General features: G+C 72.2%; 9 protein-coding genes. 6 read left to right on the top strand and 3 right to left on the bottom strand.

The annotated features are described in order from the left end of the window. The first annotated feature begins 134 nt into the window (after positions 1–134). The 5 genes from WA788_RS33135 to WA788_RS33115 all read left to right on the top strand — a co-directional run bounded on the left by WA788_RS33135 (position 135) and on the right by WA788_RS33115 (position 8,331). On the top strand, positions 135–2,720 hold the full coding sequence (locus WA788_RS33135; protein WP_335983917.1) for a beta-glucosidase family protein: 2,586 nt from the start codon (positions 135–137) through the stop codon (positions 2,718–2,720). A gap of 263 nt (positions 2,721–2,983) precedes the next feature. Beyond that, entirely contained in the window at positions 2,984–4,192 is a 1,209-nt protein-coding gene (locus WA788_RS33130) for an ROK family transcriptional regulator (RefSeq protein WP_335983915.1), read from the top strand. A 339-nt stretch (positions 4,193–4,531) separates the two neighbouring features. Beyond that, the gene (locus WA788_RS33125) at positions 4,532–7,183 is read left to right on the top strand and encodes a PA14 domain-containing protein (RefSeq protein WP_335983913.1); all 2,652 of its coding nucleotides are present in this window, start codon (positions 4,532–4,534) and stop codon (positions 7,181–7,183) included. A gap of 192 nt (positions 7,184–7,375) precedes the next feature. Further along, complete coding sequence (locus WA788_RS33120; RefSeq protein WP_335983911.1) at positions 7,376–7,666, top strand: hypothetical protein; 291 nt, start codon at positions 7,376–7,378, stop codon at positions 7,664–7,666. A 71-nt stretch (positions 7,667–7,737) separates the two neighbouring features. Beyond that, entirely contained in the window at positions 7,738–8,331 is a 594-nt protein-coding gene (locus WA788_RS33115) for an isochorismatase family protein (protein ID WP_335983909.1), read from the top strand. A 55-nt stretch (positions 8,332–8,386) separates the two neighbouring features. Here the strand turns inward: WA788_RS33115 and WA788_RS33110 are convergent, their stop codons facing one another. Together WA788_RS33110 and WA788_RS33105 are read right to left on the bottom strand one after the other, a co-directional pair. Then, positions 8,387–11,425 carry a tetratricopeptide repeat protein gene (locus WA788_RS33110; protein WP_335983908.1) on the bottom strand — a complete coding sequence of 1,013 codons (3,039 nt, stop codon included), beginning with the start codon at positions 11,423–11,425 and terminating at the stop codon, positions 8,387–8,389. Further along, positions 11,422–11,841 carry a hypothetical protein gene (locus WA788_RS33105; protein WP_335983906.1) on the bottom strand — a complete coding sequence of 140 codons (420 nt, stop codon included), beginning with the start codon at positions 11,839–11,841 and terminating at the stop codon, positions 11,422–11,424. Before WA788_RS33105 ends, WA788_RS33110 begins: the two co-directional genes overlap by 4 nt. A 177-nt stretch (positions 11,842–12,018) precedes the next feature. Between WA788_RS33105 and WA788_RS33100 the strand changes: the two genes are divergently transcribed. Next, entirely contained in the window at positions 12,019–12,576 is a 558-nt protein-coding gene (locus WA788_RS33100; RefSeq protein WP_335983904.1) for a GNAT family N-acetyltransferase, read from the top strand. 162 nt (positions 12,577–12,738) lie between these two features. Here WA788_RS33100 and WA788_RS33095 read toward each other — a convergent pair whose 3' ends face one another. Then, positions 12,739–13,950 carry a ricin-type beta-trefoil lectin domain protein gene (locus tag WA788_RS33095; RefSeq protein WP_335983973.1) on the bottom strand — a complete coding sequence of 404 codons (1,212 nt, stop codon included), beginning with the start codon at positions 13,948–13,950 and terminating at the stop codon, positions 12,739–12,741. Positions 13,951–14,238 lie beyond the last annotated feature (288 nt).

Below are 14,238 nucleotides of genomic sequence, written 5' to 3'. Positions count from 1 at the left end.
CGGTCGGGCAGGAGTCCGCCGGCCCGCTCGACTTCATTTGTCGAACACACGTGGAAGGGCGCCGCGCGAGGGCGCCCATTCCTTTCGGAGGAGACTCGATGACGAGTTCCGCTTTTTCCCGCAGAAGGCTGACGATGAGTGCCGTGGCCGTCGCGGCGGCCGTCGTGGCCGCCACCGCGGGAACCGGCACGGTGGCCGCCGCCTCTCAGCCGCCCCGGGTGACCGGCGACGCGCGGGTGGACCGGCTGCTGTCGCAGATGACGCTCGACGAGAAGCTCACCATGATCGAGGGCAGCGCCGAGGCCGCCTCGACCAACCAGTACGAGGCCGGTTACCTCACCGGCGTACCGCGCCTGGGCATCCCCTCGCTGCGCCTGAGCGACGGCCCGCCCGGGGTCATCACCCGGCAGGACTCCACCGGCATGACCTCCACCATGGGCGTGGCCGCGACGTTCAGCAGCGCCGACGCCCGGGCCAACGGCAAGGTGATCGGCTCCGACGCGAAGGCGCTGGGCCAGGACGCGGTGCTGGAGCCGTTCGTCAACATGGACCGCGACACCAGTTCCAGCCGCGGCTACAACACCTTCGGCGAGGACCCCCTGCTGACGGCGAACACCGGCGCGTCGGAGATCACCGGCATCCAGAGCCAGGGCGAGATGGCCCAGGTCAAGCACTACATCGCCTACGACGGCGGCAACAACGTCGAGGTCGACTCGCAAACCCTCCACGAGATCTACCTCGCGCCCTTCGACGCCGCCGTCAAAGCGGGCGTGTCGTCGGTGATGTGCTCCTACAACACCCTCAACGGCCCCCAGTCCTGCGACAACGCCGACACCCTCACCACAATCCTGCGCGACGAGCTGGGCTTCAAGGGCTTCGTCACCTCCGACTGGGGTGCCAACCACTCCACGGACTCCCTCAACTCCGGCCTGGACATGGAGATGCCCGGCAACGGCGGCCCGGCCGGCGCCCAGATAGCCGCCTACTTCACCCCCGCCAAGATCAAGGCCGCCATCGCCGCCGGCCAGATCAAGGAGTCCCGGGTCACCCAGGCCGCGGGCCGCGTCCTGTACGAGATGGACCGCTTCGGCCTCCTGACCGGCGCCTCCAAGCACAACGTCACCCCCGAGCACACCAAGGCCGACGAGCAGACCGTCCTGCGGACCGCCCAGGACTCGGCGACGCTGCTCAAGAACACCGGCTCCGCGATGCCGCTGGACAGCAAGGACCTCTCCTCGCTCGCCCTCATCGGCCCCGGCGCCGGGCAGACCATCGCCACCAACAGCGGCGGCGAGGCGGCGGGCGGCCTGGTCGACCAGCAGACCAGCGCCCTGTCCGAGCTGAAGAGCGAGACCGCCGGGCGCGCGAACATCTCCTACCAGGCGGCCGACGACCTCACCGGCACCCCCGTGCCCGCCTCCGCGCTGTCCAGCGGCGGAAAGCCCGGCCTGACCCGCACGCAGAACGGCGCCACCAGCACCGACGCCACCGTCGACTTCACCACCAAGGGCGGGAACGCGCTCCCGGCCGGCACCACCGCCACCTGGTCCGGCACCCTCACCGCCCCCACCGCGGGCGGCTACTGGCTCAACATCCAGTCCCTCGGCGGCACCGGCACCCTCGTGGTCGACGGCAAGACCCTCACCACCGTCGGCGGCGGCTTCAGCACCGCACCGCGCTACGGCGTCGTCCACGCCACCGACGGCAACGCCCCCACCGCCACCACCGACGGCCTCGCCAACGGCCGCACCCTGGTCCAACTGACCGCCGGCACCCACACCCTCAGCATCGCCGCCGCCCCCGACGTCTCCGGCAAGCCCGTCCAGCTGCGGCTGAACTGGGTCACCCCCCAGCAGCAGCAGGCGAACCACGACGCCGCCGTGGCAGCGGCGAAGAAGGCCGGGACCGCGGTCGTCTTCGTCTGGGACACCAGCTCCGGCGACCTGTCGACCGCCCTGCCCGACGGCCAGGACCAGCTCGTCGAGGACATCGCCGCCGTCAACCCGAACACCGTCGTCGTCCTCCAGGCCAACCAGCCCGTCGCGATGCCGTGGGAGAACAAGGTCAAGGCCGTCCTGGACACCTACTACGGCGGCGACCAGGCCGGCGTCGCGGCGGCACAGCTGCTCACCGGCGAAGTGAATCCCAGCGGCAAGCTCCCCTTCACCTGGCCGAAGTCCCTCGACCAGGAAGTCGCCCACGACGCCTCCCACCCGGAGCGCTCCAGCGCCGGGGTGAACGGCACGACCACCTACTCCGAAGGCGTCGACATCGGCTACCGCCACTTCGACGCCACCGGCGAGACGCCGCTGTACCCCTTCGGCTACGGCCTGAGCTACACCGACTTCCGCTATTCCGCGCTGCGCACCACAGGCGCCGCCGACGGCGGGGTGAACGCCGCCTTCACCGTCACCAACACCGGCCGGACCGCCGGCACCGAAGCCGCGCAGGTCTACCTCGGCGCACCCGACCACGGCCCCCAGGGCGTCCAGTTCGCCCCCAAGGCGCTGGCCGGCTACGACCGGGTCACCCTCAAGGCCGGGCAGTCCAGGACCGTGACCGTCCACATCCCGCTGCGGCAGTTGCAGTACTGGAGCGACACCACCGGCTGGACCCTGGCCACCGGCACCCGCCAGGTCACCGTCGGCGGCGACGAGCGCACCACCGCACTGGCCCGCACGATCCGCGTCACGGCCGCCCCCGGCCACGCGGCGCACTGACCGCGGCAGGGTCCGGGGGCTCGGCCCCCGGACCCGTCGGCGATCGGGGTGTCCCGGACCCGGCCAGGGGGTTCGGGACGCCTCGCCCCCGCGGCGGGCCGGGCCACGCGCCCGGCCGTACGGTGGGGGTCCGCCCCCCCACCGCCCGGCCGTACGGTGGGGGTCCGCCCGGCGCACCGGGCCGGCCACGACCGCGGGAGCGCGAGCCCAGCACGCCCCCCGCGGCGCACCAGGAGCACACCGCACCAGCACAGGGACATGCCATGACAGCGGCCCGCGGCCCCCGAAGCACCGCCCCCGTCCTGGGACGCGCCCTCCTCGCCGCCTTCGAAGGGCACGACCGCCTCCGCCGTGTCGACCTCATGGCGGCGACCGGCCTGTCCCGTCCCGTCGTCACCGCACTGCTCGGCAAGCTCGTCGCCGACGGACTGCTGACCCCCGTACCCCCCGAGGACGGACCCGCCCCGGTCCGCGGCCGCCCCTCCCCCGCCTACCGCCTCGCCCGCGCCGCCACCTGCGTCGCGCTGCTGCGCCTGTTCCGCGGACCCACCGCCTTCACCCTCGTCACCGCCGACGGACCCACCGCCCACCGCACCCTCGACGTCCCCTGGACCGGTCCCTGGCAGGAGTGGTGCGCGGCGGTCCGCGACGTCCTCGGTGCAGCCGAGGCCGCCACGGGCCTGCACGCACGGCACGTGGTCCTGGCGCTGCCGCTGCCCGTCGACGCCGCGGGAGACGGCCCGGCCCGGATCGGCCGGCCCTTCGGCCGGCAACTCCCGCCCGGGGCACCGGCCCCGCTCGCCGCGCTGCTGCGCCGCTGGCGGCAGGAGGACCCCCGCGACCAGCTCAGCCGCACCCTCGGCCGGACCGTCCACCTGGTCAACGACGCCAACCTCGCCGCCCTCGGCGAAGCACACCACGGCGCCGCGGCCCACGCCTCCTCCAGCCTCCACCTGTCCGTACGCGACGGCCTCGGCGCGGGCATCGTCATCGGCGGCCGCATCCACCACGGGGCCCTGGGCACCGCCGGGGAGATCGCCCACATCCCCGTCGTCGAGGACGGGCCCTACTGCCTGTGCGGCAAACGCGGCTGCCTGGCCACGCAGACCCTCGGCGCCGACCTCACCACCGCCTTCAGCGCCCTCTACCGCCGCGCCCTCACCCGGACCGACGTCGACGCCATGCTCCGCGCCCCGGACGCCACCGCGAACCGCTACCTCGACGACCTCGGGCGCCTCCTCGCCCGCCCGCTGGCCAGCACGATCACCATGCTCAACCCGGACGTCCTGGTCATCGACCCGGAACTGCGCGCCGGCCACGAGGCGTTCACCCGCGGACTGGCCACCCGCATCGCCCCCTTCACCGACCCCGACCCCGCCGGCACCCTCCGCATCGTCCCCGGCGCCCTCCCCGAAGCCCACGCCTACGGCGCCCTGTCCCTCCCCCGCACCACCCCCGCCTCCCCGCTCTGACCACGGCCCCCTCCGCGGCCAAGTCCGGGCCGCGGCCGCCGTGCGCAAAACCCCGCCTTCGCCGACCTTCCCCCCGCCGACGGACAAAACACCGCCACATTCGGCAAGGCCGACAACTGCCCCGAATTCGTGCCGCGTTCTCCCGCGACGAGCGGTGGAGCACCGCAGCAAATCGGCACCAATACGACTTTGCACAGCCATTGCACAGGGGTAGACGCCGTTCCCACCGCCCTGCTTTCATTCTTCTCGGCCTTCTTTCCAACGTTGGAAAGAAGGCGAGCGCAAATCCCTCCGGCGTTCTCCGAACGCCGACTTCTCCCACGGAGAGGTGTATCCGCAGTGAGATCAGGCAGATTCCGCTCACCGAACCGACGCCGACTTGCCGCCCTGGTGCCGCTCCTGCTCGGCGCGGCACTGCTCGTCCCGACCGCTGCCGGCGCCACCGCCGCCGGCGCCGCCACCGGCAGCGCGAGCCCGTCGTCCGCCGCAGACACCCCCCAGGGCCTGCGCGCGGACTACTACCTCAGCTCCGACGCCACGTCGCTGGACTTCGCGCAGTACAGCAGCACCGGCGTCGAGAACTCCCTCAACGTCCCCGACCTGCTGCCCACCCTGCGCGACTACGCGGGCTCCACCCTGAACGTCGCCGCGCACTGGACGGGCCAGCTCGACGTCCCGGCCGGCGGCTCGTACACCTTCTACATCAAGGGCGACAACGGCTTCCGGATGTCGCTCGACGGCGCGAGCGTCATCGACCACTGGACCACCGACTGGGACGTCCAGACCCAGTCCGAGCCGATCACGCTCACCGCCGGCCTGCACACCCTGGCCTTCGACTACAACCAGGGCAACGGCGGCGCCTACATCACCACCGAGTGGTCCGGCCCCGGCATCAGCCGCCAGGCGATCCCGGACTCCGCGCTGCGCCTGCCGGAGGGCTTCACCGCGCCCACCGTCGACGCCGCGGTCACCTCCTCGGGGAAGTCCGCGACCGTGCAGCTGCCGGGCGCGGTCACCTCGCTGCCGACGGACATCGGCAAGCACCTGGCGGTCATCGCCGGCAGCAGTCGGTGGACGCCCGACATCGTTGTCAACCCCGCTGACCGGACGCAGCTGCTGCTCACCGCGGGCACGTCCGACATCCCCGCCTCGCTGAAGTCGGACGTGCGGATCAGCTACGACGGGCAGGGCGGCCTGACCACCGCCGCCGGCCCCGTCCCGCTCTTCTCGGGCCTGGCGACCAACAACTCCACCTGGTACTTCGCCACCAAGTGGGCCAAGGACGTCAGCCCGAAGAACGCGCTGCCGGACTACCCCCGGCCGCAGCTGACCCGGGACAAGTGGCAGAACCTCAACGGGACCTGGCAGTTCCAGGGCACCGCCGAGGACGCCGCGCTGCCGAAGGGCAAGCTGAGCGGGTCGATCCTGGTGCCGTATCCGATGGAGGCGCCGCTGTCCGGCGTCGCCGAGCACCACGACTGGTCGCTGTACCAGCGCACGTTCACCGTTCCGCAGAACTGGCGGGTCGGCTCGGGCAACCGGCTGAACCTCAACTTCGGCGCGGTGGACTACGAGGCGTGGGTCTACGTCAACGGCAAGCAGGTCGCCCACCACGTCGGCGGCTACGAGGCGTTCACCGCCGACGTCACCGACGCGCTGGCCGGCCGCGGGACGCAGACCCTGACGTTGAAGGTCAAGGACACCATCGACCCGAACACGCCGACCGGCAAGCAGTCGAGCGACCCCAGCGGCATCTGGTACACCCCGTCGTCCGGCATCTGGCAGACCGTCTGGATGGAGCCGGTGGCCCAGGCGAGCATCGACTCGCTGGTGCTGACGCCGAACCTGTCGAACGACACGCTGTCCGTCACCGTGCGCCCGTCGGCGACCACGCCGGCCTGGTCCCTGGTGAACGCCACCGCGTTCGCGGGCAGCAAGCCGGTGGGCACGGTCACCGGCGTGGTGGGCCGGAAGCTGACGCTGCACGTGCCGCACCCGGAGCTGTGGAGCCCGGACCACCCGTACCTGTACAACCTCAAGGTCTCGCTGACCGACGGCCGCTCGTCGGACTCGGTGGGCTCGTACTTCGGGATGCGGTCGGTGTCCGTGGCGAAGGTCGGCGGGGTGAACAAGGTCGAGCTGAACGGCAAGCCGACCTACCTGCTGGCCAACCTGGACCAGGGCTTCTGGCCCGACGGCATCTACACCGCGCCGACCGACGAGGCCCTGAAGTCCGATCTGCTGCTGGACAAGCAGCTCGGCTTCAACACGGTGCGCAAGCACATCAAGGTCGAGCCGGCGCGCTGGTACTACTGGGCGGACAAGCTCGGCCTGATGGTCTGGCAGGATATGCCCAGCCGCAACGTGGGGCCCGGCGCGAGCCAGGCCAGTGACCAGGCGTTCAACGACCAGGCCCACGAGATCGTGGACCAGCACCTCAACGACCCGTCGATCGTGGTCTGGACGATGATCAACGAGGGGTGGGGCGAGCAGTCCAGCCAGGCCACCGGCGATCTGGCCGACTCGATCAAGCAGCAGGACCCGAGCCGGCTGGTCGACGCCGCGTCCGGCGTCAACTGCTGCGCCTCGCAGGGCGACTCGGGCAAGGGCGACCTGATCGACTACCACGTCTACCACGGTCCGGCGTTCCCGTCCCCGGACGCGACCCGGGCCGCCGTCGACGGCGAGCACGGCGGGTACTCGCTCAACATCCCCGGCCACATCCTGGGCGTCGCCGGCGGCCAGAACTACGGGGGCGACGCCTCCACCATCGCGGAGCTGACGCAGGACTACGTCGACAACACCAGCCAGCTGCTGTCGGCCGCCGCCGGCAACCTGTCCGGTTCGGTGTTCACGCAACTCAGCGATGTCGAGGGCGAGTTGAACGGGCTGATCACGTACGACCGCGCGGTCGTCAAGGTCGAGCCAGGGCCGGTGCGGGACATCAACCGCAAGCTCATCGCGGCCGGCGCCGCGGCGGGCACCTCCTGAGCGGTCCGATGATCTGACTCCCCACCCGGGCCCGGCGGCACCCCAGTGCCGCCGGGCCCGGCGCGTATGGCGGTCAACGCGGTACAACGTCAGCCCCATCACGGTGAATTGGTGCGCGTTGCGCCGTGGGTGGGCGAAGTGCGCGGCGATGATGCATATGACCTCGGTACGTGATCTGCGACAGGAGGAGTCATGCGTCGTTCCCTCGCGCTGCTGGGTGCCGCCCTCGGCACCGGGCTGGCGGTTCTGGCCGGTGCCGGGACCGCGGCGGCCGCCGCCGTACCCGGCTCGGTCCCCGCGGTCCAGCAGGCCCAGTCCGGCTGCGTCAACGCCAAGACCTGGCCCTTCGTCGTCAAGAACGACACCACCGCGCCCGCGTTCGTGTTCGCCGAGCGCGACTGCAGCGGGCCCGTGGTTTCCGTCGTGGCGCCGGGCCAGACGGAGGTCTCCGAGTTCGGCCAGAGCGCCTTGTTCCAGTCCTGACCCCGGGCCGGCGGCCACGACAGGCCGCCGGCCGCCACACGCCGCCCGTCCCCGAGAGATGAGGAGAGCCCGTGTCCAGGGCGCTGGTCGTCGTCGATGTACAGAAGGACTTCTGCGAGGGAGGGTCCGTGCCGGTCGCGGGCGGGGCCGACCGGGCCCGCGCGATCGGGGAGCTGGTGAGCGGCCCGGCCCGCGAGGAGTACGCGCATGTCGTGGCCACGCGGGACCACCACATCGATCCCGGCGGCCACTTCTCCGACCACCCCGACTTCCGGGACTCCTTTCCGGTCCACTGCGTGGTCGGGAGCGAGGGCGGGGAGTTCCACCCGGACTTCGCTCCGGCCGCGGCCTCGCCGGCCGTCAGCGAGGTCTTCTACAAGGGCGCCCACTCCGCCTCGAAGAGCGGTTTCGAGGGCGCGACCGCGGACGGCGAGGCGCTGGCGGACTGGCTGCGCCGCCGCGGGGTCTCGGACCTCGACGTCGTGGGCATCGCCACCGACCACTGCGTGCGCGCGACAGCGCTCGACGGCGCCCGGGAGGGCTTCGCCGTACGGGTCCTGCTCGACTACACCGCGGGCGTGGCCGCCGACACCACCCACCAGGCGCTGGCCGAACTGCGCGCGGCGGGCGTGGAGTTGTCCGGGACGCCCGTCGTCCGTCCCTGACCCCCGCCGGCGCGCCCCGCGACCGCGGGTCGCGCAACCGTGTCGCCCGGGGGCGTCAGGGGCGGAAGGGCAGGCGCCACCTGCGGAGACCGGGCCCCGCGGCGTCCTTGCGGGCGGCCGCGAGGTTGCGGCGGCTGTGCTCGGTGTCGGGGTGCCCGCGCCCGAGGACGCGTTCGAGATGGGCGAGGTTGGCCTCGTGGAGCGCGACCGACAGGTCGTGGTGGCCGGCGGCACCGCTGGCGACCGCGAAGTTGTTGCGGCAGGTCATGGTCGCCTCGTGGTCCGCCCCGAACGCCGACTGGTAGCCGGACAGGGTGGCCTCGTACAGGTCGAGCGCCTCCTGGTGGCGGCCGGCCGCGGAGTACGCGCCGGCGAGGTGGCTTTGGCACTTGAGGGTCTCGGGGTGCTCCGCCCCCAGGACCTTGACGTGCTGCACTGCGGCGACCTGGTACAGCGGGACCGCGCGGTCGAGATCGCCCATCTCGGCGTAGGCGTAGGCGAGGAGGTGGCGTCCCAGCACGGTGTCGGGATGCTCGTCCCCGAGCATGGTCCGTCGCTGGTCGACACAGACCTCGAGGAGCCCGGCCGCGGCCTCGACGTCGCCCGCGGCCACCAGGGCGGAGGCCAGGTTGCCGCGGATGCTGAGCGTGTCGCGGTGCTCCGCGCCCAGGGTCCGTTCGGCGCTGACGAGAGCATCCCGGTGCAGTGCGACGGCCCGCTCGACGTCGCCCGCGTCGTCGACCGCGAGGGCGAGGTTGCTGCGACAGGTGAGCGTGTCGGGGTGGTCCTTTCCGCGGACCCGTTCCAGCCGGTCGACGACTTCCTCCCAGAGCTGGACCGACCGGCCCAGGTCACCGGTCTTCCGCGCCACATCGGCCAGTTGGGCACGGCATCTGATCGTCTCCGGGTGCTCGGCGCCCAGCAGCCGCCGGTACTGCTCGAGGGCGGTCTCGAGCATGGGGACCGCCCGGTCGGCGTCGCCCGCCTCGGCATACGCGCCGGCCAGGTTGCTGCGGGACTTGACGGTCTCCGGGTGCTCGGCGCCGAGCACCCGCAGGTTCTGCTCGAGGGCGGTCTCGAAGAGCGCGACCGCCTGACCGATCCGCCCGGTCCGGAGGTAGGAGACCGCCAGGTTGTTGCGGCTCGCGTTGGTGTCGGGGTGCTCGGCGCCGAGTACGCGCCTGCGGCGGCCCAGCGTTGCCCGGTGGATCGGGAGCGCGCGATCGGGCGCGTCCATCGCGTCGAGAGCGCAGGCGAGGTTGCTGCCGAAGGTGAGGGTGAACGGATGGTCCGCTCCGAGGGCGGCCTTGGAGAGCGCGAGGTTGGTCTCGTGCAGGGCGACCGCCCGGCTCGGCGTTCCTGCGGCGGAGTAGGCGTCGGCGAGGTGGTTGCGGCACATCAGGGTGACTGCGTCGTCCCTGCCGAGCGCCCGTTCCATGGCGGCCAGGGCCTCCTCGTAGGCGGGGACCGCCTGCCGGAGGTCTCCCGCCTCCGCCCGGGCGAGGGCCAGGTTCATGTGGCTCGCCATGGTGTCCGCGTGGTCGGGGCCGAGGACCCGCAGGCGCAGCGCCAGCGTCTCCTCCAGCAGCGGGAGCGCGCGCCGGAGGTCGCCGGCGTCCATGAAGGACAGCGCGAGCAGGTTGCGCAGGGTCAGGGTGTCCGGCTCCTCGGGGCCGTCCTCCCGTTCGCTCTGGTCGGCCATCGCCTCGAGCAGCGGGAGTGCCCGGGCCCGTTGGCCCTCGTCCAGGAGGTGGGCCGAGGTGGCGAGGGCCGCTCCCCAGAAGTCGTCCGAGACCGGGCCGAGCCGGGCGGTGGCGGTGAGGGCCAGGACCTGCGGTACGAGGGCTGCCAACCTGTCCTCGTCGACGGTCTCCTGATGCCGCCCTTCGGGGAAGACCGCGTGCGCGACGGCCTGCTCGGCGTCCGCTCGTCCTGGCAGCGGGCGATCGGCGGGGTGGCCCGGTGGGGGCGTACGCAGGACGGCTTGGACCAGGCGGTGGACGCCGACCGCCTCCGCGCTCAGCGTGACCATGCTGTAGGCGTGGAGCCGTCCCAGGGCCCGGTCCACCTCGGTGACGCGCGGTGCGAGGTGGTGGAAGAGGGCGCGGGGGCATCCGTCGGGGTCCAGCCAGGCCAGGGCTGCCAGGATTCTGACGGCGAGGGGGTCCCGCTCGGTGAGGGTGTCGAGCGTGACGGCCCAGATCCGGCCGACCGTCCGCTGCGGAGCGATGTCCTCGGCCGGTTCGGCCAGCAGGTCACCGAGGTACTGGCGGTAGGTCGCGATGTCGGCCCGGGTCTCGGCCAGATACGCACCCGCCTGTTCCAGGGCCAGCGGCAGGAACCCGAGGGTGCCGGCGAGCGCCACCGCCTGCTCGCGGTCCGACGGCGTGGGCGCCGGCCCGTCCCACGCACGCCGGCACAGGAGGTCGACGGCCGCCTGCTCGGACAGCACCTCCACCGGGACGGTGCGCGCGAGGTGGCGCCAGCCCGTGGCACGGCGGCTGGTGGCCAGATGGTGGCCGTCGGGCAGAGCGCCGAGGTGGCGGCGCAGGTCCGCCGGATTCTCGACGTTGTCGTGGACCAGCAGCCACCCCGGATGGTGCTGGAGCCAGGAGGTCGCCCAGGCGGTGCGCTGCGCGGCGGACGCGGTCCCGGCCCAGTACGGCACCAGGAACCCGGCGAGGTCGGCGAGCGCGGCGTCGATGCGTTCGGGTGAGGACGCGTCGATCCACCAGACGAGGCGGTAGGAGGTCCGGTGGGTGTGGGCGTAGTGGAGCGCCAGCGCGCTCTTGCCGACGCCGCCCAGCCCGTGGACGGCCACCGCCGGCGGCCCCATGGGCCCCGCGGATTCCAACTCCTGCCGCAGCCGCAGGAGTTCGGCCTCCCGGCCCAGGAACAGGTCGGAGGACGGTGCCGGAAGGTTCCCCGAGCCGCGCGGCGGCAGGACGGTGGCGGCGGAGTTCAGCGCCTCGGGGGTCAGGACCACGTTTCCGTCGCCCGTGATCGCCATGCCGAGGTCGCCGCCGACCGCGATGGACCGTTCACCCGAGGCGATCACCGACCGCAGCCCTCTGGACGGGCGCGGGTCGCTCACCGGCCCACCGTGTTGTTGTCGCCGGTGACCGCCGTTCCGATGTCACCGCCCGCCGCGACCGCGCGCGCACCCGAGGCATCGACACGGTTCGGCCCGGCGGGCGTCGCCGGCAGGAGCGCGGCCAGTTCGTCGAGCAACTCGGCATCCCCGGCCAGGGCCCGCCGGATCTGCGCTCGCAGCACCTGCGCCGCGTCGTCGTCGGACGGGTGCTCCGCCGCGTTCTGCACGGCGTCCTCCAGCACCACCTGGGCCCGCGGCGCGCCACGCCGCCAGATCCGGGCGAGCACCCGCCGCCCCAGATTCGCGGTGGCACCGACCGCCGCCTCCTCGGCGCGGGTCAGCACCGCCGTGCCGTACGCGGCCAGCGCGGCGTCGATCGCCGGGCCGACCTGATCGGTGAACTCAGTGATCTCCACGCGCCCAACCCCCAAGAACGCCGGCCCACATGAACGGTCCACCGCCAGCCTACGCGGAGCCGGACAGCCGCCGAAGCCGTTCCGCCTCGGCCGGTACCGCACGTCGGCACGTCCCGGACCGCGGTGATCGCCGCCCCCGCGGTCCGGGGCGTCCGGACGGACATCTACCATGGCGCCATGATCGATATGCCGTCTCTTGCCATTGATGATGTCGTTATGCGTCCTCTTGAGGCAGGGGATGCGCGTGCGCTGTGCCGGGCGTATGTGCGCAATCGCGATCACCTGCGTCCGTGGGAGCCTCGTCGGAGCGACGGCTTCTTCACCGAGCAGGGGCAGGCGGAACGCGTGAGCGGCCAGTTGGAGGAGCGGGAGGCAGGGCGCTTCGTCGCGTGGGTACTGGCGGCCGGGGACGAGGTGGTCGGGTGGACGGCGTTGTCCAACGTGTCGCTCGGGCCCTTCCGCAGTGCGAATCTCGGGTACTGGGTGGATGCCGGGCGCGCAGGGCGCGGACTGGCGACGGCGGTGGTGCGGGAGGCATGCCGCGCGGCCGACGAACTCCTGGGCCTGCACCGGGTCGAGGCGGGCACGCTGGTGGACAATCTCGCCTCGCAGCGCGTGCTGGCGAAGTGCGGCTTCACCCGGATCGGTACGGCGCCTGAGTTCCTGCACATCGACGGCGAGTGGCGCGACCACGTGATCTTCCAGAAGATCCTCAACGACCGCGCCCCCCAGTAGACCGCGGGCTCTTCGCCGAGGGCGGGTCCGGGGACACCGGCTACCGCCGTGGCGGCTCTTCGGCCTGCCGAGGGGCCGGGGTGGTCCGCGTCGACCACCCCGGCCTCGGGGCACCTCGCGGCCTCGGCCCGGAGGATCTGCCGGGGGCCGCTCACATCGGTGTCAGGATGCGGTGGGGATGTTCCACTTCTGGTTGGCGCCGCCGTTGCAGTCCCAGATCTCCAGTTGGGTGCCGTTGGCGGTGCCGGCACCGACCACGTCGAGGCACAGGCCGTTGATGGTGACCGCGCTGTTGCCCACGGTCCACTGCTGGGCGGACGAGCCGTTGCAGTCCCAGACATCCGCGATCGCACCCGCGGTGCTGGATGCCTGGTAGTCGTCCAGGCACTTGGAGGTGTTCGCCGCGGAGCTGACCTGACCGGTCGCGGTGCCGCCCGCGCTACCGGAACCCGGGGTGATGGACAGGTTGTCGAACTGGTCGGTGCGGTAGCCCTGGATTCCGAGGCCGGCCTGCCCGGACTGGAACGAGGTGTCGGTGACCGAGCCGACCTGCCTGCCGTCGACCTCGGCGCTGATGGTCGAGCCCTGGAAGGTGAAGGCCAGGTGGTGCCAGGTGCCGGTGCCCAGCGCGGTGGTGGTGCCGGTGGCCAGGGTGTGGTTGGAGCCGTCGGTGTACATCTTCTCGATCCACCACTGCCCGGTGTCCCTGATCCGGAAGTAGTAGGCGTTCATGTGCGACTGCGGGCGCAGCTGGGTGTTGGCGCGGCCGAGCAGTTCGGTGGTGCCGGCGCTGCGCAGCAGCACGTCGGAGCTGACCGTGTAGTTCGACCAGCCGGTGTCACCGATCAGCGCGTAGGAGTCGGAGTCGTCCTGCCACTCGATCGGCTTGACCGGCGCCATCTGCTGCACGCACTGCCCCGACCGGCCGGTGCAGGGCTGGACCTCGAAGGAGCCTTGCATGTCGGACAGGTACGTCGCCTCGGTGCCGCTGGCATCGGCGTCGAAGTTGTCGCTGTAGGGCAGGGCGAGGGCGTGGGCGGCGGGCGCGGTCGCGGTACCCTTGCCCGCGGTGTTCAGTGTGCTGACGGTGTAGACGTAGCCGGGCTGCATCGTCAGCGAGTACGTCCCGTTGCTGGGGGTGATGTCCTGGGTGTGGAGGAACGACGTGGCGTCGCTGGGCGAGTCGACCTTGGTGGCCCACACGTGGACGGTGCCGGTGGACAGGCCGCCCTTGACGGTGAAGTTCGCGGTCTGGGTGGAGTCGGAGGTCGTCGTCTCCAGGATGGTGGAGTAGTCCGAGGAGGTGTTGGACCTGATCGTGACGTAGCTGCCGTTGGACTCCGAGCCGCCGAGGTAGCCGGACGCGGAGTCGATGAACTTCCAGCCGGGCTGGGTGAACTGGGTGACCTGGGCGGTGGCCCAGGTGTTGGCGCCGATCGTGTAGTTCCCCGACCACGGGGAGCTCGCCGTGGCCGCCGTAGCCGGCGGTGTTCAGCGCGGCACCGGTCCACCGCCCTGAACCAGTCCGGCCGCACCATCCACTTCCAGCTGTCCAACTCCCTGGACGTCAAGAACGCCGCCGTGTGGAAGGACAACTCCAACGGCTGGCGCATCGACGGCGACGTCGAGTGCTACCGGGTCTCATCGCAGTGCACCGGGCTT

The sequence above is a fragment of the Streptomyces sp. CA2R106 genome (genome assembly GCF_037034245.1).
GTDB lineage: Bacteria > Actinomycetota > Actinomycetes > Streptomycetales > Streptomycetaceae > Actinacidiphila.
The sequence above is the reverse complement of the archived record's forward strand: the minus strand, read 5'-3'. Positions and strand labels throughout refer to the sequence as shown.

Coding starts and splice junctions, on each gene's coding strand:
- WA788_RS33135 (WP_335983917.1), top strand. CDS start 135: ATGAGTGCCGTGGCCGTCGCGGCGGCCGTCGTGGCCGCCACCGCGGGA.
- WA788_RS33130 (WP_335983915.1), top strand. CDS start 2,984: ATGACAGCGGCCCGCGGCCCCCGAAGCACCGCCCCCGTCCTGGGACGC.
- WA788_RS33120 (WP_335983911.1), top strand. CDS start 7,376: ATGCGTCGTTCCCTCGCGCTGCTGGGTGCCGCCCTCGGCACCGGGCTG.
- WA788_RS33100 (WP_335983904.1), top strand. CDS start 12,019: ATGATCGATATGCCGTCTCTTGCCATTGATGATGTCGTTATGCGTCCT.